Here is a 19,754-nt window from a genome sequence, read left to right as displayed (position 1 = left end):
GCAGCAGCGGTCATTCTTACTTCGTTTCAAAGAGCGCCGCCAATGAGCATTTCGCAAGTTTCGTTCGAAGAAAAAAAGACCTGGTTTGAATTGAAGCGTGGAATACTGGACTGTGCTCCGATCTTGATCGGCATTGTACCGTTCGCCCTGGTTCTGGGTGCACAAGCCGCGCAGAAGGGGCTGAGCCCACTGGAAGTGCCGCTCATGACAGGCTTGAACTTTGCGGGGGGGTCGGAGTTTGCTGCAATTGAGCTTTGGACTTCGCCGCCTCACATCGCGCTCATCGTCGCTGTCACATTTCTGGTAAACAGTCGGCACCTACTGATGGGGGGGGCTTTAGCGCCTTTATTGCGCCATCTGCCAAAGTGGCAGGTTTATCCGCTACTTTTCGTCATGGTTGATGAGACATGGGCCCTGGGGATTGCAGATGCAAAGCGCCGTGAGGCACAAGGTCTTCAGCCGGCTTTCAGTACCCCCTACTATGTGGGAGCGGCAATCGTCTTCTATCTGAATTGGGTGACGTTCACGGGGGTTGGTGGAGTACTGGGACCGATGCTCGGGGACGTCCATGCATACGGGTTCGACATGGCGTTTCCGGCCGTTTTCCTTGTCCTCATGAAGGGGATGTGGAAGGGCCTGGGAGCGGCAGGCCCATGGGCAGTCAGTCTAGTAGTGGGCGCCCTTACATATTTGTTTGTGCCAGGCGCCTGGTATGTTCCCGCTGGAGCCGTCGCTGGAATGGCCTGGGCTTACTTTCTATCGGGTGATGCATGATCGACTGGACAACGCTGCTTGCAATCGTCCTGATGGCTTGCGTCACCTATCTAACGCGCGTTGGTGGCTACCTGCTACTGCGCAATCGAGCCCTGAATTCTCGGGCAGAACGCGTGATGGAGGCGGCGCCAGGCTGTGTCCTAATCTCCGTGATCGCCCCCAATTTTGTTGCCGACAATCCGGCGGATCTTCTCGCCATCGCGTTGACGCTGGTGGCCGCCGCACGCTTGCCCCTTCTTCAGACCGTCGTTGTAGGCGTGTGCTCCGCTGGTTTGCTACGACACATAGTGGGCTGATCCTCCCCCGGCTCGGCGGCGGCGCGCGACCTCTGCAACGTGCAAATCCATCATTTCGTGTGGCCAGTGAAGTGTTTATAGAAGTATGATACCTTATTCATCCGATCTTCCACGGAAGTCCCGATCTGGTTGAATACATCATTCAACAAAAGATTGCCAAGAACAGCCATCATTGCCGTTGAGTCCCAGAATGTCCCTAGGTCCGTAGGAACATTGAAAGTTTCAGTTGAAACGCCTCTGCACCAGTGACAATAGGGGTCAGTAAAAAGAGTTATAGAGATACCTAGTGACTTCGCCTGCTGGGCTAGCATTGCCGCTAGACTGGAGTATTTTCTTGCTTCGAACATGACCAGAGCAGAGTCGCTGTGCTCAGTTAAAAGTATTTCAAGAAAATTTCCGTTAGAGGTGTCAACGATGACAACGCCGTCGCGCAGATATTGCAACTGGTTTGCAAAATATTGTGCTAGGCCGCGCTCGGTCTGAAATCCTACAACGAACACTTTTTTTGCCGTGGCGAGACGCTTGGCTGCCCGCTTCCATTCGGGCCTCTGAGCAAACTCGTGAATGTGAACCAGTGCCGCAATCTCTTTTTCCAGAACTTTTGCAGAGGAATTTCCCTGGTTGCTTTGCTCGTTGAATTCCTTCAGTCGATCGCCAACCAGCCAGGGCTGGTTTCCTATCGATCCACCGAGCTCATTCTTCAATTCTTTGAAATGCTTGTATCCCAGTTTGCGGCAGAACCGTCCGATCGTAACCGCGCTGACCCCGATCTTCACCGCCAACGTATTCGCATTCTCGAAAGGAAGGGAGTTCAGGTTCGTCAGCATGTAGTGAGCTATCGAGCTTTCCGCAGCGCTGGCAGCGCTAAGGCTCGCATTTAGGCGGTCCCGGATAACTTCAGACAATGTTTGTTCCCTTTTTTATTCTGTGTAAGTTTTCTATCTCAAAATGCTTGACGACAGAAAAGCTTCATCATACGGTTCGAACACAATCATAACGCGTTTACCGTCTGGCCGAGCAAAAGCGCGCAATCAAGAACATATAAATGACTCGTGGAGGAGTTATGAACCGTCGTGAATTTCTGCTGTCTTCGTCAGCTCTCGTCCTTGCCTTATCGTCCACGTTTTCTTCGATCCGGCCGGTGAACGCGGCCCCGTTGGAAGCGGTAATTGTTCTTTCGAGTGATGAGACCGGCGCGCCGCATCACGATCCAATTCGCGGGACTGTGTTGAGCGTCGCTACTGATCTTATCTATGATCGGCTCATAGCGATGTCCAATGAGCACACATTTCATCCGCACTTGGCTCAGTCGTGGCAAGAAAGCGAAGATGGTCTCACCTGGACGTTCCAGCTAAAGCAGAACGTCCGCTTTCATGATGGTGAGCCTTTCAATGCTGATGCGATTGTTTGGTGGATTTCTAAATTCGAGGGCAGTGCCAATCAGCATGTGAGCGACGCGATCGATCGTGTTGTCGTCCTTGATGAGCACAGTGTCCGCTTCGAAATGAAGCGGCCCGACCCCAATCTGCTCTATAATTTGGCTTCCTACTTCATGGGAATTCCGTCCCCAAAGGCCTATGAGGCGGCGGGAGAGAATTTTGGCGTGACCGTTGCCGTTGGTACGGGAGCCTACAAGCTCGAGAGTTTTGCCGTCGGTCAGGAAACGGTGCTGGTGGCCAATGAAGAGTACGCATGGGGAAGTGAACTCTCTGAAAATAAGGGAGCCCCGGCGATCCCGAGACTGGTTCTTCGCGAAATACAGGACGCGTCAACCGCATTCTTGGAAATGAACTCCGGCGGAGCCGATATATTGCTGGGCGTGCCAACGGAATTCGTGCCGCAACTCACGGCAAATGGTGAAGTAGAACTTCGCAATATGCGCGCGACCGGCGTTTCTTATTTGCAGTTCAATTCGAGCGCGGCACCATTTTCGGATCCCGTTCTCCGGCAAGCAGTAGCACTTGCTGTTGATCAAGAGCCTATCCTTAAAGCGGTCTTCAGCGGGTCCGGCGCCACCGCGCACCAGTTTCTGGTTTCGTCGCTCGAGGAATCGAAGGTGAAGCCGGAACTCTTGATCCATAATGATGTTGCCAAAGCCAAACAGTTGCTGGACCAAGCTGGGTGGAAACCGGGCGCAGACGGTATTCGCAGCAAAGACGGAGCTGCGCTGAAGATCAAACTGTGGTCCACTTCTGAGACCGCCTATAAGCGAATTGCTGAAATCGTTCAGGCTCAGTTGCGAGATGTCGGGTTCTTTGTCGATATAACTTTGTACGACAGCGCGAGTTTGCGAGACGCGCTGAGACAGGGTGAATATGACTTGGTGGTCAGTCACTACGATTGGGACAATGCCGACATCCTTAGTTGGTTCTTTAGCGCAAAAAACATTCCGCATCCGAACAGCACCCGTTGGAATAACCCAGTTTCTGAACAATTGCGGGAAGACGCGGAAAACGGCTCACGCAACTGGCGGGAGCGGGTCGCAAAATATACGAAGTACCAGGAAAATCTGCTGCAGAATTTCGTTTACGTGCCTTTGCATGAATTTGAGAAGACGATCGCCGTCAACAGCAGCAGGCTCGTTGTCCCTAAAGAGATCCGCGAAGTCACTCTTGGAAGCGCTACGCTCCTCGATACGGTATGGCAGCTATGACGTCGTTTGTACTGCGACGTCTTCTTGGCGTAGTTCCGGTTTTTTTCGTTGTTTCCGTTACCGTCTTTCTGCTCATCCATCTGGTGCCTGGAGATCCGATCGATAATCTCATGCGCGCGGGATCCTCTCCCGCGCTGCGTGAACAGATGGCCGTTAAGTATGGGTTGGATAAAAGCCTCTTCGAACAATACGTCATCTGGATGGGTGAGGTCTTAACCCTGGATTTCGGGACATCAATAATTCAGGCCCGTCCGGTCGGAGCGTTGATCGCTCAAAATCTTCCTGACAGTTTGCTTCTGGGTGGCTCTGCGTTTCTCTTTTCGACCGTCGCGGGGATCGGTGGCGGGGTTCTAGCCGCGCGGTATTATGGCACACGCATCGATAGTGGCATAACGACCGGCATTCTGCTCGGCTCGACTGTTCCGAGCTTCTGGTTGGGGCTGCTCCTGATCTTGGTCTTTGCGGTGTGGTTGGGCTGGGTACCGGTGTCTGGCGCGCGCGGTTGGACGTCATTGATCCTTCCCGTTATCGCAGCAGGGCTTGGTGGCGTTGCGCTAGTGGCGCGCGTCACGAAAGTCGCGATGATTGAGATCGGCAGGCAGGATTTCGTAATGTTGTTGCGTGCCAAAGGCGTGCCGGAACATACTATCCGGTTGCGCCATATTTTGCGGCACGCTCTCGTCCCTGTCATCTCAATCCTTGGTTTGCGCATTGGCTGGATCTTAGGGGGTGCAATCACGGTGGAAGTGGTTTTCGCACGTCCGGGTTTGGGATCTTTGCTGATACGTGCGTTGAATCAACGCGACTATCCGCTGGTTCAGGGCTGTCTTCTGATGCTTGCGATGGCTGTCATACTCGGAACGGTCATGGGAGACATAGCCCAGGCCGCAATGGATCCAAGGCAACGCGAGACATCGAAATGACTGGTACCATCTCTTCTTTGCCACGAGTGCGACGTTCCATTTCGTCACCTGTCGCTCTGGCGGCGTCTTTCATTGTCGTGTTGGTGATTGCGGCACTCTTTGCCTCTCTGATTGCGCCGTTTCCCTACGATGCGCAGAACATCTCGATCATGAACCAAGCGCCTTCACTGACGCATGTATTCGGTACCGACGAATTTGGGCGAGACGTATTGTCACGTATGATTGTCGGTGGGCAAACGTCACTTTCTGTAAGTATTACGGCAGTTGGTTTTTCGGTGCTACTTGGGTTGGTATTGGGTGCAGTCTGCGGATATTTCGGCGGTCCCATTGATCGGGTTCTAATGACGATCATCGATTTAACGTGGTCCTTTCCAGAAATTCTCATAGCGCTCATGCTCGTTGCGGTTGTGGGTGCAGGCTTACATGGTGTGATCATCGCTGTCGCGATCGCATACCTCGCGCAATTTACGCGGCTGACACGTACCCAGGTCATGCAGATCAAGAAGGAGGCCTACGTGGAGGCTTCGGTCAATCTGGGAGCGAGCAGTTACCATATCCTGTTTCGACATCTGTTGCCGAACTCGCTCGCGCCAGTTCTGGTAGCAGCTATGCTGGCTACCGGCGACGCCATTATTCTTGAAGCGACACTCGGGTTTTTCGGTCTCGGCGCACAGCCGCCGACGCCAAGTTGGGGCGCCATGATGAGCTCGGGAACCGCACAACTTTTCGTTGCTCCCTGGGTGATTATCTTGCCCGGCTGTGCAGTGGCTTTGACGGTCATCGCGCTCAACGTCGTCGGCGATGCCATTATCGAAGCGCTGGATTTTCGCTCCAAATCCAGGGAGGGGTAAGATGTTACTTTCCGTCGAGAAGCTTCAAATATCATTCGGTTCCTTCACTCCAGTGCGGGATGTTACCGTCAGCGTCAATCGAGGCGAAATTCTTGGTTTGGTCGGCGAATCCGGATCTGGAAAGTCGATTACTGCCACAGCGATAATGGGGTTGCTGGACTATGTCGGCGGACGTGTATCAGGTGGTCGCGTCTTGTTCGAAGGCGTCAATTTAACTGGGTTACCTGAAGAACAGATGCGCCGTTTACGTGGCAAACGCATCGGTTTGATCACGCAAAATCCGATGACGTCGCTTGATCCGATGATCACAGTCGGCAAACAAATTGAACAGGCGGCTCGGCTACATCTGAGATTGAATGGGAAAGCGGCCTATAAGAGGACGTTGGATCTCATGAAGGATGTGCGCATCCCCGACCCTCAAAGGGTGCATCGGCTCTATCCTCATCAGCTGTCTGGGGGGATGAAACAAAGAATCGTGATCGCAATGGCGTTGGCAGGCGAGCCTGATCTGCTAATTGCCGACGAGCCGACAACCGCTCTAGATGCGACAGTTCAGGCCCAGATCATTCGCAACCTTGTTGAGTTGGTTAAGCTTCGCGGGCTCGCGATGATACTAATTACCCACGACATGGGGGTCGTCGCCCAGACCTGCGATCAGGTAGCGGTCATGTATTGTGGTCGCATCGTGGAGCGCTCGTCGGTTCAAACGATTTTTGCAACGGCTCGTCATCCATATACTGAAGCGTTGATCCGCTGCATCCCGAATAGCGATATGCAAGCTGGCACGCTGATAGGCATTCCAGGTGTAGTTCCAAGTGCCGTTGCTTTACCGTCAGGATGCAGCTTCCATCCTCGTTGCTCCAAGGCACAATCCATTTGTCACGAGCGTGTCCCTGAGTTTCGTCAAGGTGAACATCACGCCGGTGTGGCTTGCCATTTGGGGGAATTGGCATGACTGAAATTCTATCTGTCAAGAACCTGAGCCGGCGCTTTGTCACAAAACGGCTGTGGCGCGGGGCCGAGGTCTTTTCCGCGGTGCGTAATGTTAGTTTTAACGCCTCCCGCGGAGAAATTGTCGGAGTTGTAGGGGAATCGGGTTGCGGGAAGTCTACTTTAGCCAGATTGATCCTGCGGCTGATCGAACCGAGCAGCGGAGAGATCTTTTTCGAAGGCAGCGACCTGGCATCTTTCTCAAAGCGGGAAATGCGCCGGTCGCGCCAGAAGATGCAAATGGTCTTTCAGGATCCTTATTCCTCCATCGATCCACGTTTTACAATTCAGTCCGCCCTGCTGGAGCCCTTCAAAGTTCAAGGGCAATTGCCGGCAAAACCCGATCAAAGGGTCCTTGAACTGCTGAACATGGTTGGCCTGGATGCGTCTTTCGCGCATCGATATCCGCACCAGATGTCCGGTGGTCAGAAGCAGCGCGTCGGTATCGCGCGCGCACTCGCGCTTAATCCATCATTGATTGTCCTTGATGAGCCAACTGCATCGCTCGACGTGTCGGTGCAAGCACAGATTATCAATTTGCTCGATCAGCTGCGCCGAGATCTTGGTCTGACCTACATTTTTATTTCACACGACCTGAGCTTGGTTCGCTACTTCTGCGACAAGACCGTCGTCATGTATGCTGGGCGAATTGTGGAAATCCTGCCGAAGCGAGGCACGCCGGCCCACCCTTATACTCGGATGCTGATGAGCAGCGTGTTCGAGCCGGATCCGAAAAGCCGACGAACCATCACCAGATTGGCAGGCGAAGCACCGAGCGGTTACGCTTTGCCTGTCGGCTGCGCGTTTGCAACGCGTTGCGCCTTCGCGACACAAACGTGCAACGAGGCCGACCCCGCATTGGAACCGTTTGCTCAGAGGCATCAGGTCGCTTGTCATCATGCAAAGAAATGTTTTCGCGAGCCGATGGTGGCTTAGCTGACACTGCGCCTTCCAAGATGCTGGAGGGCAGTCTCGCTTTGGAGGTTGGTTGATGAGATTTGCAATCGGAGCTTGGGTGCGTTCTTCGAAGGACGTTCCGCAGACACGGATGAAGATTTGCGAGTTCCTTTGAGGCTGCGGAATGAACGGCGGGGACAGAACGGTGCCTACAGGCCGTTAGCCAGACGTTCTGGTTTAGGCGTGCTCCGAGTTTTCCTGTCCGCCTCCAGGCATCATCATTATTTCTTTTTCTAAAAGGGGAAGCACAGTGAACTATTGTGTTTTAACGGCAGAGTTCGCCCATGAGACGAACACCTTCAACGTAATTCAGACGAACTACAGTGCATTCGCTACGCAAGGACTTCTCGAAGGTCAGGCTGCGATTGCAGCGCGTGGCGAAGCTAACACTGAGTTGGCTGGGTTTCTTGATCTAAGCCGCAAATATAACTGGAACCTCGTCCATACTATCAGTGCAGATGCGGAGCCAGCCGGGCCCGTGACGCGGGATGCATTTGACCGGATAACAGGGAAGATTGTCGATAAGGCGAGGGAATTGGGCGATCGTCTCGACGGCGTTCTACTCGGTCTTCACGGTGCGATGGTAACTGAGTTTTCGCAGGACGGAGAAGGTGAGTTACTTGAACGCCTGCGTTGTGCAGTGCCACGCCGAGTTCCAATCGCTGTGACTTTGGATCCGCATGCAAATGTAACCGCGAAAATGTGCGAACACGCAAATATTCTTGTTTCGTTTAAAACCTACCCGCACGTCGATATACGCGAAACGGCACATCACGCCGGTGAGCTGCTGCAACGTGCGATGGCTGGTTCCATCGCGCCGAAGACACTACTCGCCCGGCGACCCATGCTTGAAGAGGCAAATGCCGGCCGCACCGACATTGGGCCTATGGTTGAGTGGATCGCGGAGGCGCGGAAACATGAAACAACACCCGGTGCGCTGGCGGTCAGCATCAATGGCGCGTTTCCGAATGCCGACATCGCGGAAATAGGCCCGACTGTTCTGGTTACCTATGACGGAGATCCCACGCCTCATAAGGCCTTCGCGGAACAGGTCGCCGATAAGATATGGGACAACCGAGCCAATGTTCTCAACACGTTCCATACGCCCGAGGAAGCCGCGAGTATGGCCGCGAATTATAGGGGAGCGCGTCCGCTGATTATTGCGGAGTATTCAGACAATCCTGGTGCAGGCGCATATGGTGATGCGACCGCGCTTTTGGCCGCACTGTTGAAGAGCAAGGTTCAGAACGCCTGCTTCGGTCCAATGGTTGATCCGGAGGCTGTGAAACATCTTTCCGTGATGCAAATTGGCGATCTGGTTTCTCTTTCTCTTGGGGGGAAGATGGATCCGCGTTTTGGCGGTTCGCCCCTGCAAGTTACAGGCAAACTGCTTCATCTCAGCGATGGCAAACTTGTGGGAACAGGCGCGCAGTTAGGTGGTCTGGAATTCAGCTTCGGACCGACTGCGGTTGTCGACATCGACGGAGTGATCGTGCTTGTGGTGAGTGAGCGTTCACAGCTTTTGGATCAGCAGCAATTCAGGGCTTTTGGAATTGAGCCGACTGCCCATCGTGTGATTGTCGTCAAATCCATGCAGCATTTTCGAGCCGATTTCGAGCCGATTGCCGGTGAGATTATTGTCTGCGATAGCGGGGCGCTTTGCACGATGGACTACAATAGTATCCCCTACAGGAATGTACCGCGACCAATCTATCCACTCGATGCGATATGAGCGTTCTGCCGCTGCTGACGCCTGGCAAAGCGCGGCTGCGGCGAGCTGCTGAACCCGGCATAGTTAGAAACGATATCTGCAACTGTTCTCCATGCGATTGCAACATGAGAGCACCAATCTGGAATTCTGAAATGTCCTCTGCGGCGCCGGCCTGGCTCGATCAAGTTAGAGTATTAAGTTTGTTACCTTACAACGATGGTCGGTGTGTCCTGCGAGAGGCTTCATTCGCCTTCCGACAGAAGGAAAGGAGCCGGGCGTCCAAGGGCATGACGGCGTGTGTTGGAAGCTTTGATAGCAGGGGCGATTTCGTCTTTAGTCAAGCCAAGCACATAGATATCAATAGATGTGTCAGGTCTATGGGAACCGGATTGCAAGAAATCGATCTGGCCGTTGCGATCCATAAGCGTTTCTTGCAATGGAGCGCTGTGTGATGGTGCGGAATACCGGTGCGAAAGCAGATGTTCTTGTATTGGGGGCGGGCATCGTAGGCGTTTGCGTCGCGCTTCATCTTCAAAAGCGCGGCAGGTCTGTTGTACTCATCGATCGCAAAGAGCCCGGAGAAGAAACCAGCTATGGCAATGCTGGGCTGATTGAGAGGTCGAGCGTTGTGCCGTATGGAGCGCCGCGCGATCTTAGAACGCTATTGCATTACGCAATGAACCGCTCGGCTGACGTTCGTTTTGAATGGTCTCATCTGCCTCGGATTGCCCCTTGGCTTTGGCGTTTCTGGCGCGAGTCTTCACCAACGGGTTTGGCGAAGGCAGCCGCTGATATGTGGCCGCTCATTCGCCGCTCCGTAACAGAGCATGAAACACTTGCTCAAGAGGCAGGCATCTCGTCGGAACTGCACAGGACGGGCTGGATTGAAGTATTTCGCACCGATGCCTCCTTCGAGCGAGCGCGAGCATCCCTCAAGGCATTGGCGTCCTACGGACTACAGTATGAATTACTTGGTACCGACGCCCTTCAAACGCGGGAGCCGCATCTTTCTTCCAATCTAGCTGGGGGCATCCACTGGCTCGATCCGGCAACAGTTCGCGATCCCGGAGCTCTCGTGAAAAGCTATGCAGCCATGTTCTTTCAGCGTGGAGGCGACTTTCGCCGAGCAGATGCGTCAAAGTTAGAGCGGGAAGACCAATCATGGCGCTTGAACGGTGAAGCTGGAAGTTTGCACGCCCGTGAGGTTGTAATTGCACTCGGGCCCTGGTCCGATGAATTGGTTCTCAGGCTAGGGTATAGGCTGCCATTTGTGGTCAAGCGCGGCTATCACGTGCACTATTCGGCGCAAAGTGGTGCCGTTCTCAATCATCCGGTGTTCGATGCTGATGGGGGCTATGTGCTCGCGCCCATGCGCCAAGGAATCCGATTGTTGACTGGTATTGAATTTGCTCCACGAGATAGCGGTCCGAATTCTTCCCAAATAGACTTCGTGGAGCCGCTTGCTCGGCGAACCTTTCCCCTCGATAGGCGTGTTGAATCCGTGCCGTGGATGGGGTCGCGACCCTGTCTGCCCGACATGCGCCCCGTCATAGGCAAAGGCCCGAAACACCAAGGTTTGTGGTTCGCATTTGGCCACAATCACCATGGTCTGACACTGGGTCCCGTGACCGGCCGATTGTTGGCAGAATTGATGACACACCAGACCCCTTTCACGGACCCCAGTCCATACGCAATCTCCCGGTTTTCATAGAGGAAACTAGTATACCGTGTGATTGTTCAGATAATTTCCAATTATCAGGAGGTTACATTGCTATTAACACTTGCTGCGAGCTTAATCATGTCTTCTGTTGCTACGTACGATCCAGCACATATTGACGCAGATAAAAATAAGTCTATTGATCGATATGTAAATGCTGAAATGGAGCGCCAGGGTATTCCCGGTGTTGCGCTTGGTATCTATAAGAATGGCTCGATAGTTCTCGCAAAGGGTTACGGCCTGGCGAACGTCGAAAACAATGTACCTATGACGGCTGATAGCGTCCTGCAATCGGGTTCTGTCGGCAAGTCATTCACGGCAACGGCCATAATGATGCTGGTCGAGCAGGGCAAAGTCGGCCTGGATGACAGCATCGCCGATTATTTCCCAGAGGCACCGGATAGCTGGAAGCAGATCAAGGTAGCCAACCTGCTATCTCATACATCGGGATTGGCGGCCTATGACACGCCAGCCCTGCAAAAGCCGGATGGGCTATTCGATATCCGCCGCGATTTTTCCGAGGATGAATTGGTCGCGGCAATCGCCAAACTACCGATTGACTTTCAAGCAGGTGAAAACTGGTCCTACGAAAACACGAATTTCGTTCTGCTCGGGGTCCTGATCCATCGTGTTACGGGGCAGCCATATGGTGATTTTCTTCAACAGCACATATTCTCGCCACTCGGTATGAAGTCGTCTCGGATCATATCAGATCTTGATATCGTCCCTAACCGCTCGGCCGGATATGAGATCGTCGCAGGGGCACTTAAAAACCAGGCATGGGTGTCGCCTACCTTCAATTCAACGGCAGACGGCACGATTTATTTCACGATCCGCGACATCGAACGTTGGGACCGTGCACTGTACGGTGAGAGCTTGTTGAAAGCGCATTCACTTCAACAAATGTGGACGCCTTATCCGTATGGAGGAAAAACCTCCACCGAGGGGTATGGGTTTGGTTGGGAAATTCACGACGTCAATGGCCACCGCGTAATCGAACACGACGGCGCATGGCAGGGGTTTACAACGTCCTTTTCGCGGTATGTTGACGATCAACTGACCGTCGTCGTTCTAACGAATCTCGACTCGGATCACAGCAATCCCGCAGCCATCGTCCGTGCAGTCGCCGGAATGGTCGAACCAGCTCTTACGGTCGCGCCTCGCGTGGCCATACCAGATGACGAAGCTGATTTATCTGCCAAGGCGTGGGCCACATTTCAAATGCTCATCAAGGGCGAGGGGAAACCTGCTGGAGTTTCATCTGGCTTCTTGTCCGGCTTGGACGTTGAAGATTTGAGACAATCTTTACCCGACGAATGGTCGGAGAACAGGCCCGAACTCATTGCGCGGGCGACTGCGGGTGCTGATACTCTATCAACCTATAAAATTGGCAAGAGCAACAACAAACGCCTTTTCGAGGTGCGAAACAACTCCGCCGGGGAAATTATGTCTTTCGGAGTTTCTCACGATCCCGACAATCGCTAGTTGTTGAGCGTTGCAAGCGATGTCATTAATCGTGACATCGCTTGCTTGGGGTTATTCGGATCCTTTCTGCGGATCGAAAACAGGACCGCAGCAATGAGCACGGTGGCTTCCTTGACAATGTGAGACATGAGAAGAGGGGATGGCTCCCCACCGAAATGGTCTCGAGGCCAGAGTGGGGATCGGTCGTCTCAATTGGCGGCAAGGCTCTCGGTAACATGCACGCGGCGCGTATGAAAAGGTCCGCATAGCGGGTGGCTTGGGAACGGGCGAACTTCGATTCATGGGCGGTAACGGGCTGACTAGATCGTCGATCATCAATACTAGATAGATTAGTCGATCTTATATCAAACATGTGCATCCGTATCGGCGACCGCGCTGCCGCCAATGGTATCCTGTCATCGTACTTCGCTGATGCCCGCCTGAGCTGGGTCGATGTGGAGGATGTTGCCTCAGTCGCGGCCGCGTGCCTGACGGAACCCGAATAGCTTGGCGAGATTAAATCCGCTCAAAGCGATGTGGGCCAGAAATGCTGCATTGGGGTGGCTTCCTGCTGGCATTGCATCGAAGTCTCTATTGGTCAACTTTCATATCTGCTGCTGGGGTTTGTCCCCGCCCGACTGCGAAGCACTGATGGCGAGTGCAACTGCTTTCTCCAAATCATCGGGCGCTCGTTCGGCAACGGTGATCCGGCCGTAGAGCTCTGGATGCGGGTATCCATGCTCTCCGCCACCGCATTTGCGATGCATTCTGTTTCGACGACAAACGTCTCTCAACTAGTGCTTCGAGGTGTGAATTTTTCGTCTTGTGGTCATAGAGGACCCGCGACTTGCTGGCCCCTGCTTTCTTTGCGTCGATGGACAGACCTGAGGCGCCGAGCCGCATGACGACACGTTCAGTCGCATCAAATTCCGGCCCATCTCGGCCGGCGGTGCCTTGACGCGCACCCGAGCAATGACTTGTACCGGTCGGCGCGGAGATCCTGCGGGCATTTTATGCCAATGGAGGAGCTGGGTGACACGAATTGCGGCCGATCGTGCGATGTCCGTAACACTGGTTCCCGGCCCAAATCACGTCGCGGCCAACCGGTCCTCTCGCCCTGAGACTAGCCCGCCGCTGCTTGACCGATGTGATCCGCAGAACCTGACGCGTAATCACCAGGCTTATGACCATCGACGTTTGCCTCGGTGGGCCACCGGCAGACTGTGTCGAGCCGGCGTCTCTTTGCCTCAAACAGTCCACAGCGCTTTTGCGTCACGGCTAGCGAACCGCAATGGCCACCGCAGCTGCCGCCATCAATGCTCCGCTGAACTGGTTTATGCGTCTAATCGCGCGGCTTTCTCGCAGGAAACTCCTCGCCTTCGATGCGATCAAGACCCAACCCGTGTCAACGACAATTAGTGTTGCTATTAGTGTAAGTACAAGTTGGCTCCACCCCGTGACTGTGATGTTTTGCATATCAACCAAAGAGGGGACTAGAGTTAAGTAGAAAATCATATTCTTGGGGTTCCCAATTGAGACTGATAGACCCGTGATGAAAAGGCTTAATTTACTATCTCTTTCTGGAAGGTTTTCTGCTTGAATCTCGATATTAGAGTAGAAAATTCTCCATGCGAGATAGCAAAGGTAAGCAACGCCAAACCATTTTACGATGAGGAAAAGCCATTCAACTGATGCCGCGAGCGCCGCAAGTCCCGCAACTGCCAAGCTCAACCAGATCCCCTCTCCAAGCCATATTGCTATAAGAAAAGGCAAAACATCGCGAGAGCCTCTGGCGAGGACACGAGCGATTACCGCCGCGACTGTAGGTCCCGGGGTGACGGAATCGGCAATTAACGCCCCAGAAAATATAAGCAATCCAACCAATGTCATGAGACGTCCCTCGATATTTAGCAACTCTGATGTTTATTTGCGGAACTGCGTCGGTTTCTTCCGGGCATGTAAAATGGTGTCCGCAACTGTGAAAAAATGCATTTTCCGGCAGCGGAGAGGCAAGTCATGTTGGTTATCTTCCCCTCGCGATTGATCGATTTCTGACCGGTTGATTTTTATGGGTTGATCACCGATCTCACCTGACGATCCACCAAGTTCGATTTAACAAATGAAGTTAACTTCCGAAGATCACCCTGAACCGGTCAAATGATGTCATCAGCCCGAGACGTGTCGGCGTTTATGCCAATCCGTAATTTCACTGGCCGCCAGCCAAATCAGAACGCCAAGTTTCGTTTGATAGCTCGCGATCTATGTCCAGCTGTTTGCATGCATACTCGTCGTGTTGGCCGAATACAAGGCTACGTTGCAACAACTCATGTCGGCTGCGGAAGGGTCTGGCGATTGCGGGTGGATGAGGCGGCGGCCAGCCGAGAATCCTGAGCGTCTGCTGCCCTTTACTTCTATTCTCCCGGTGGCGCCGTGGTAAGTGGTTTGGCCATCCACGGCACGACCCGCAATATTTTCGGCGCTCCGTCTCCAGGCTGTGCGTGGGCACGGCTGGGGAGGCGGCACGCGGTTATGGGGTGTCGGAACCCTCTACCGTGCGCTGGGGCGAACGCTGTCGCCCCAATGGGCAACGCCGTGCCGATCGCGGTGATCAAGATGCGCACCGCGCACGCGTCTGGTTGGATTGCTATGAGCGCTCCCGGGAGCCGGAGCGGTAAAAATGGGGGCGATAAGGTCGATACAACAGGTTTCTGCCGCAGCAGATAAGCTTGCAAATCCGCGGGAAGGGGATTGGGCGCGAAAAAGCTGGGGTAAGGAAAATCCAGCTGGTGAGATGCAACCACGCGGTTTCCTGCGCGGTTGAATTGCCGTTCCCACTTAGTTGTCGCCGGAGCTTGCCATCGACGTCCTAACGACTTGCGGAACCAGCGAGGCGAGCGCCAACAACGCCAAGATCAATCCGATCCAGAGAGGCGACTTAAGTCCTTGCCCTACGTCGATGGCGTGGCCGCCTGCCCATGCGATAAAGGCGAGACCGCCATTGATGACTGAGACATGGACGCTGTTAACGAGGGCTCCAGGTTCGGCAACGCGCATAACACGTGCGATCATTGCAGGGCTTAGTGGGGAACCTGTCAGGCCAATGATGAGCACCGCTGCTATGCCCACGATTTGGATTTCGGCGAAAAAACCGAGGACCGCGATAGCCGCAGCAAGGGACAGCACGCCGAAAACCATGACAGACCAAGTATGGCGGTCGGCAAATCGTCCCACGATCGTCGTGCCGATCAAATTCGCGACGCCGTAGGCGCTCAAAAGAAGTGGCATCGACGCTGCTTGTACTCCGCTCAGGTCAATCATGATAGGAGCGATATAGCTGAACGCTGCATAGGCCGCCCCGATGATTAAGCCGCTAGTTGCGTAGGCGGCCCACAGCTGCCTGTTGCAAAAGGACTTGAGTTGGCCGAGGAGGTGAGCCGTCTCGTCCCGCTTCCTGTTGGGGACCAAGATGTACACAACGATCGTGCCCGCGGCGACTGCGGCAACTGCCAACCAGAAGCTTGCGCGCCAGCCGAAACCCTGATCGATCACGGTAGCCGCTGGAACACCAAGGACCGTTGCCAGCATCATTCCACTGATGACAATGGATGATGCGCGCCCTCTCGTCTGGGAACTGACAAGTTCGCCGCATATTGCCAGTGAGACACCGATGCATGCAGAGCCGGCAATTCCCGTGACGAGACGTGCAACTGCCATGACCTCGTAGCCCGACGCCGTAGCGGCAATTATCCCGCCCACGCAGTACAGGGCAAGCTGCCACAGTAACGCCACTTTATTCGAGATGCGAAGGCTCAGGAATAGCGTCGTTAACAAGGGGCCGCCAATGATCATGCCAACTGCATATAGTGAGATGAGATAACCGATCTCGGCCACAGACACGTTGAGTGCTTGGGCAAGCGACGGCATCATCCCTGCAACCATGAATTCGGAGGTAGTTAGTGAGAATACTGTGAGGGCAAGGAGGTAGACGACGGCGGGGACGCCCTGCTTGGACCCATCGTCAGCTCCGTTGGCAGGGCCTATGCCGTTGGTGCGCGAGTTAGCCATGTGGAGCACCTGCCACGTTAGCCCGGGCACGACCGCTGAACACAAATGCGAGGATCGCCGCCGCGACATAGGTAGCTGCGGCTGTTCCAAATGCCCAAGTGTATCCCGTCACCGTATCGGCCTGGGTTGCCGCCACAGTCATCAAGATCGCCAACCCGACGGTTGGCCCGAGCTCCATGGCGGTGTTCATGACCCCACCGGCGAGACCTGCTTGATGCTGCTGCACGTTTTGCGTCGAGAGCACGGCCGAGCCCGAGAATGCCATCGATATTCCAATGGCTACCAGCACGAGCCCAGGCAATAGGGCCGCAACGTACTGCGCATCCGGGCGGATCCCGGTGAGTAGAGCGAGCCCCGCTGCCGCCAGCAGAAGGCCGATGCCAGTCATCCGCGCAGGACCGAACCGGCCGACAAGGGGTGCTGCGGCCTTTCCCGTCGCAATTAGCGCTACGGCGAAGGGTAGAAATGCCGCGGCGGTTAGAAGAGAGGACCATCCTTGCACTTGCTGCAAATAAAGGGAAAGGACGAAGTTAACGACACCGGAACCCGCCGCAGACAGAAACATGCCAACCAGACCTGTTAAACGGACCGGCTCCAGAAGGAAACCCGATGGCATCAGAGGATCGCGAACGAATCTCTCGACGATAATGAAAGCGAACAACAGGCTGAGGCCGGAGAGCAACGGCAAGAGCACCGTGGGAGACGCCCAAGCGTGATCGCCAGTTGCAATCAGACCGAAACTGGCCAGCGAGGTACCCAGCGTTGCGAATATGGCGCCAAAGCAGTCGAGCGTAGGACGCTGTTCAAATGACCCAGCCTTGCCCCTAGGAAGAAGGCTTCGCGTAGCCGCCAAGCCGATCAGGGCAACGATGACCGGCACCGCGAACATCCAACGCCAGGAAACCCATGTCGTTACAATGCCCGAAACAATAAAACCCAATACAGCACCCAGGACCGATACCCCACCCCAGGTCGCCATCGCGCGACCAAAGGCCGTCATGTCAGGATAGAGCGATCGCAGCACCGCCATAGCCGCCGGCGCAACCAATGCCCCGCCAATGCCTTGTACCAATCGCATAGCGACCAAGATGACGAAGTCCGGTGACGCCGCCGCAATTGCTGACGCGGCACCGAAAACAACAAGGCCAATGGCTAGCATCCGGCGCCCGCCGTACCGATCCGCTAAACGCCCACCGAATAGAAGTAGGCCGCTGAATGGCAGACCGTATGCGGCTAGTACCAAAAGCAGATCAGAGGCAGAAAGGTCGAACTCCTTTGCGATGACCGGCAGGGGGACAGTGACGAGAGCGATCGTGAAGATCAGCGTCCCTTGGATAAGAGCGAGGACGGCGAAGGCTAGAGAAGTACTCGGCCACCGAGACGTGTCCGTTGCCTCGGTTGGGTATGTAGTGGTCATTCATCACTCTCCGGGTTCCGTTGCGCGCGCATCCTTCAGCGATGTTTTGTTAGGCCGCGGGATTTCATCGCCGAGGGGCAGTCGCTCTGATTTGATAAAAAATATATCATTCAATTGATAATTTGAATGTTAATCTGGAGAGGACCTCTAGGTCAATAGATCACACAGTCCGCTTGCCAGCAAAAAGCTACGCGAGGCGAGGGAAGCACCACGACGGTAATGTGCGACCCGGCAATGGTTTCGACTGTTGGCGGCGATCGCGCGATCTGCCATGCCCGTGCAGCACCGCGGTGGAAGCGCGATGTCAATCCGGAGAACGTGATTGAACCGGTCAATGAACATGTGAAGGCGCTGACACCGTTATTGAGCACATGCGCCGCAACGTGAGCCCAACCCACGGCGTGGCGAGTTGGGAATGGTCGCTGGGCCCCCAAACTGGAGGCAATGTTGACTCCAAAGCTCACTCAGCGGAAAACAAGTAACGGCTCATGAGGGAGCTACCAATGGCTGACGAGAATAATACGGGTTCGATTACTCCGCCGGTTGGGGCGGACGCCGAGCTGAAGGCACCACCTGTCAAAAAGCAAAAATCGCTATCGCGTCAGAAGGTGGCAGCCAAACCGGCTCAAGCTGTACCAACGGCGGCTGCTGTAAAGGCGACATCCACCAGAGCCAAGAGGTACAATGACAAGAGAAAATCGAAAAGCTCAAGCTGATCGGGACAGGAGTCGGTGAGCGCACAAGCACGCTCAAGGAGGCGATCAAGAGCGCTGGCATATCGGAGCAAACATATTATCAATGGAAGCGAACCGTGAAGCCCATCCTTCAAGCTGCCCAGAAAGCGGTCGCACCTGGCGATGAATTGGCAGATCTCGTTCAACTCGAGGCGGAGAACCAGAGGCTTCGAGCGGTTCTGGCGGAAAAATTGCGAGCGGAGAATGCCGAACTGCGCAAGAGGCTTGGGCTGAGTTGATCCACGCGATGACCGCGCTCGCCGTCGGTGCCACCTCTTCGTGAGGCGAACCAGCTGCCCCGCGGCTGGCTTGGCTGTTGAGGCGTATTGGGAGCGGTGGCCTTAGATGCCACAGACGCAGGCGCTGCGAGATGTGGAAGGATGGCCCCCCAGAGTCCCGGCCGGTTGAATCGGGAAGAGATGAGCTGTATTTGTCCGATGGAAGAGATATAGCGGCATTATCAGTGTCGGCGTTTCGCGAAAATTGCCAAGGTTCCAAGAATATGAAAACGCTCACAAGAAAATTCGTTGTCGAGTTCAAACCGGGCCGACGACAACGAAAAGTGTCCCCCGCCTCGATCTGGGGGGACGCGGATCTCAAGAGTTTAGCGCGTGAAGTTGAGGAACAGTCTTCCCATCTATTCAAATCAAGTGAACCGCCGCGCAGTTCCGTTTCAGTTGAGGCCATCCAGCCTGATCCCATCCCTGCGAGTATGACGAGCGAACTCGCAAACGACGTAGGCATCACAAAACCACTGATCGAGCCGGCCCAAGCTCAGGTGGCTCAGGTGCCGATCGAAGGGCAGGTCGATCGCCCAGCTCCGGCAGCCGCCGTTTTCGAGCAAGTCAGATTGCCGACTCTGAGGCCTCGTAAAAAGCCAAAGAGCCAAGGTATGAAGCGCGCAACCGTGGAGCATGATGATGCGCGTACGAATTCCGCGGACGCTGTTGGCGACGACGAACACGCGCCAGAGGTGGTGGTCGCGGGTTCGGTTTCCTTTAGTGACGTAGCCGCTCTCGACACCGAAAACCAGCGTCTCAAGCGTCTCCTAGTTGAACGCCTTCGGGCCGAAAACATGCAGCTTACCAAAATGCTTGAGCGGTGTAACCGCCCGATTGGCACCGCCTGCCGGATAGCGCCTTGATGGCCTAAGACACGTGCTTAGCGACGTCGTTAGCGACGTGTCTTAGGCGAGGGTATGG

16 protein-coding genes and 1 pseudogene are annotated in these 19,754 nt (G+C 54.7%); 12 read left to right on the top strand and 5 right to left on the bottom strand.

Annotated elements, in window-relative coordinates:
• The first annotated feature begins 42 nt into the window (after positions 1-42).
• Together ASD00_RS19530 and ASD00_RS19525 are read left to right on the top strand one after the other, a co-directional pair.
• Entirely contained in the window at positions 43-774 is a 732-nt protein-coding gene (locus tag ASD00_RS19530) for an AzlC family ABC transporter permease (protein ID WP_057208449.1), read from the top strand.
• Positions 771-1,070 (top strand): AzlD family protein, encoded by a 300-nt coding sequence (locus ASD00_RS19525; protein WP_057208447.1) that lies wholly within the window; start codon positions 771-773, stop codon positions 1,068-1,070. Before ASD00_RS19530 ends, ASD00_RS19525 begins: the two co-directional genes overlap by 4 nt.
• A gap of 50 nt (positions 1,071-1,120) precedes the next feature.
• Here the strand turns inward: ASD00_RS19525 and ASD00_RS19520 are convergent, their stop codons facing one another.
• Entirely contained in the window at positions 1,121-1,975 is an 855-nt protein-coding gene (locus ASD00_RS19520; protein ID WP_057208444.1) for a MurR/RpiR family transcriptional regulator, read from the bottom strand.
• Between the two features lie 158 nt (positions 1,976-2,133).
• On the opposite strand from ASD00_RS19520, the gene ASD00_RS19515 reads away from it, so the two are divergent.
• The 6 genes from ASD00_RS19515 to ASD00_RS19490 all read left to right on the top strand — a co-directional run bounded on the left by ASD00_RS19515 (position 2,134) and on the right by ASD00_RS19490 (position 9,176).
• Positions 2,134-3,723 (top strand): ABC transporter substrate-binding protein, encoded by a 1,590-nt coding sequence (locus ASD00_RS19515; RefSeq protein WP_057208442.1) that lies wholly within the window; start codon positions 2,134-2,136, stop codon positions 3,721-3,723.
• Positions 3,711-4,646, top strand: a complete 936-nt coding sequence (locus ASD00_RS19510) for an ABC transporter permease (protein WP_244496091.1) — start codon at positions 3,711-3,713, stop codon at positions 4,644-4,646. Before ASD00_RS19515 ends, ASD00_RS19510 begins: the two co-directional genes overlap by 13 nt.
• Positions 4,643-5,497, top strand: coding sequence for an ABC transporter permease (locus ASD00_RS19505; RefSeq protein WP_057208438.1), 855 nt, complete (start codon positions 4,643-4,645; stop codon positions 5,495-5,497). The genes ASD00_RS19510 and ASD00_RS19505 overlap by 4 nt, the downstream gene beginning before the upstream one ends.
• A 1-nt stretch (position 5,498) precedes the next feature.
• Positions 5,499-6,452, top strand: a complete 954-nt coding sequence (locus tag ASD00_RS19500; protein WP_057208436.1) for an ABC transporter ATP-binding protein — start codon at positions 5,499-5,501, stop codon at positions 6,450-6,452.
• The gene (locus tag ASD00_RS19495) at positions 6,449-7,423 is read left to right on the top strand and encodes an ABC transporter ATP-binding protein (protein ID WP_057208434.1); all 975 of its coding nucleotides are present in this window, start codon (positions 6,449-6,451) and stop codon (positions 7,421-7,423) included. The genes ASD00_RS19500 and ASD00_RS19495 overlap by 4 nt, the downstream gene beginning before the upstream one ends.
• Positions 7,424-7,694: 271 nt before the next feature.
• Complete coding sequence (locus tag ASD00_RS19490) at positions 7,695-9,176, top strand: M81 family metallopeptidase (RefSeq protein ID WP_057208432.1); 1,482 nt, start codon at positions 7,695-7,697, stop codon at positions 9,174-9,176.
• Between the two features lie 221 nt (positions 9,177-9,397).
• Here ASD00_RS19490 and ASD00_RS40210 read toward each other — a convergent pair whose 3' ends face one another.
• The gene (locus tag ASD00_RS40210; RefSeq protein WP_156585688.1) at positions 9,398-9,577 is read right to left on the bottom strand and encodes a hypothetical protein; all 180 of its coding nucleotides are present in this window, start codon (positions 9,575-9,577) and stop codon (positions 9,398-9,400) included.
• 29 nt (positions 9,578-9,606) lie between these two features.
• Between ASD00_RS40210 and ASD00_RS38985 the strand changes: the two genes are divergently transcribed.
• Together ASD00_RS38985 and ASD00_RS19485 are read left to right on the top strand one after the other, a co-directional pair.
• On the top strand, positions 9,607-10,866 hold the full coding sequence (locus ASD00_RS38985) for an FAD-dependent oxidoreductase (protein ID WP_082523648.1): 1,260 nt from the start codon (positions 9,607-9,609) through the stop codon (positions 10,864-10,866).
• 18 nt (positions 10,867-10,884) lie between these two features.
• Positions 10,885-12,357: a serine hydrolase domain-containing protein gene (locus ASD00_RS19485; protein WP_063963305.1), complete on the top strand. Its 1,473-nt coding sequence runs from the start codon at positions 10,885-10,887 to the stop codon at positions 12,355-12,357.
• A 1,257-nt stretch (positions 12,358-13,614) separates the two neighbouring features.
• Here ASD00_RS19485 and ASD00_RS19480 read toward each other — a convergent pair.
• From ASD00_RS19480 to ASD00_RS19470, 3 genes are all read right to left on the bottom strand, one after another.
• Complete coding sequence (locus tag ASD00_RS19480; protein ID WP_057208590.1) at positions 13,615-14,226, bottom strand: LysE family translocator; 612 nt, start codon at positions 14,224-14,226, stop codon at positions 13,615-13,617.
• 945 nt (positions 14,227-15,171) lie between these two features.
• On the bottom strand, positions 15,172-16,401 hold the full coding sequence (locus ASD00_RS19475; protein ID WP_082523647.1) for an MFS transporter: 1,230 nt from the start codon (positions 16,399-16,401) through the stop codon (positions 15,172-15,174).
• Positions 16,394-17,818, bottom strand: a complete 1,425-nt coding sequence (locus ASD00_RS19470) for an MFS transporter (RefSeq protein ID WP_057208430.1) — start codon at positions 17,816-17,818, stop codon at positions 16,394-16,396. Before ASD00_RS19470 ends, ASD00_RS19475 begins: the two co-directional genes overlap by 8 nt.
• Positions 17,819-18,321: 503 nt before the next feature.
• Here ASD00_RS19470 and ASD00_RS19465 point away from each other — a divergent pair.
• Both ASD00_RS19465 and ASD00_RS19460 read left to right on the top strand, forming a co-directional pair.
• A pseudogene (locus ASD00_RS19465) lies at positions 18,322-18,791 on the top strand (transposase).
• 263 nt (positions 18,792-19,054) lie between these two features.
• The gene (locus ASD00_RS19460) at positions 19,055-19,696 is read left to right on the top strand and encodes a hypothetical protein (protein WP_057208426.1); all 642 of its coding nucleotides are present in this window, start codon (positions 19,055-19,057) and stop codon (positions 19,694-19,696) included.
• The last annotated feature ends 58 nt before the right edge of the window (positions 19,697-19,754 follow it).

It is taken from the genome of Ensifer sp. Root31, from assembly GCF_001424825.1.
In the GTDB taxonomy this organism is placed as follows: Bacteria; Pseudomonadota; Alphaproteobacteria; order Rhizobiales; family Rhizobiaceae; genus Ensifer; species Ensifer canadensis.
This window is presented reverse-complemented; position numbering and strand designations above follow the sequence as displayed.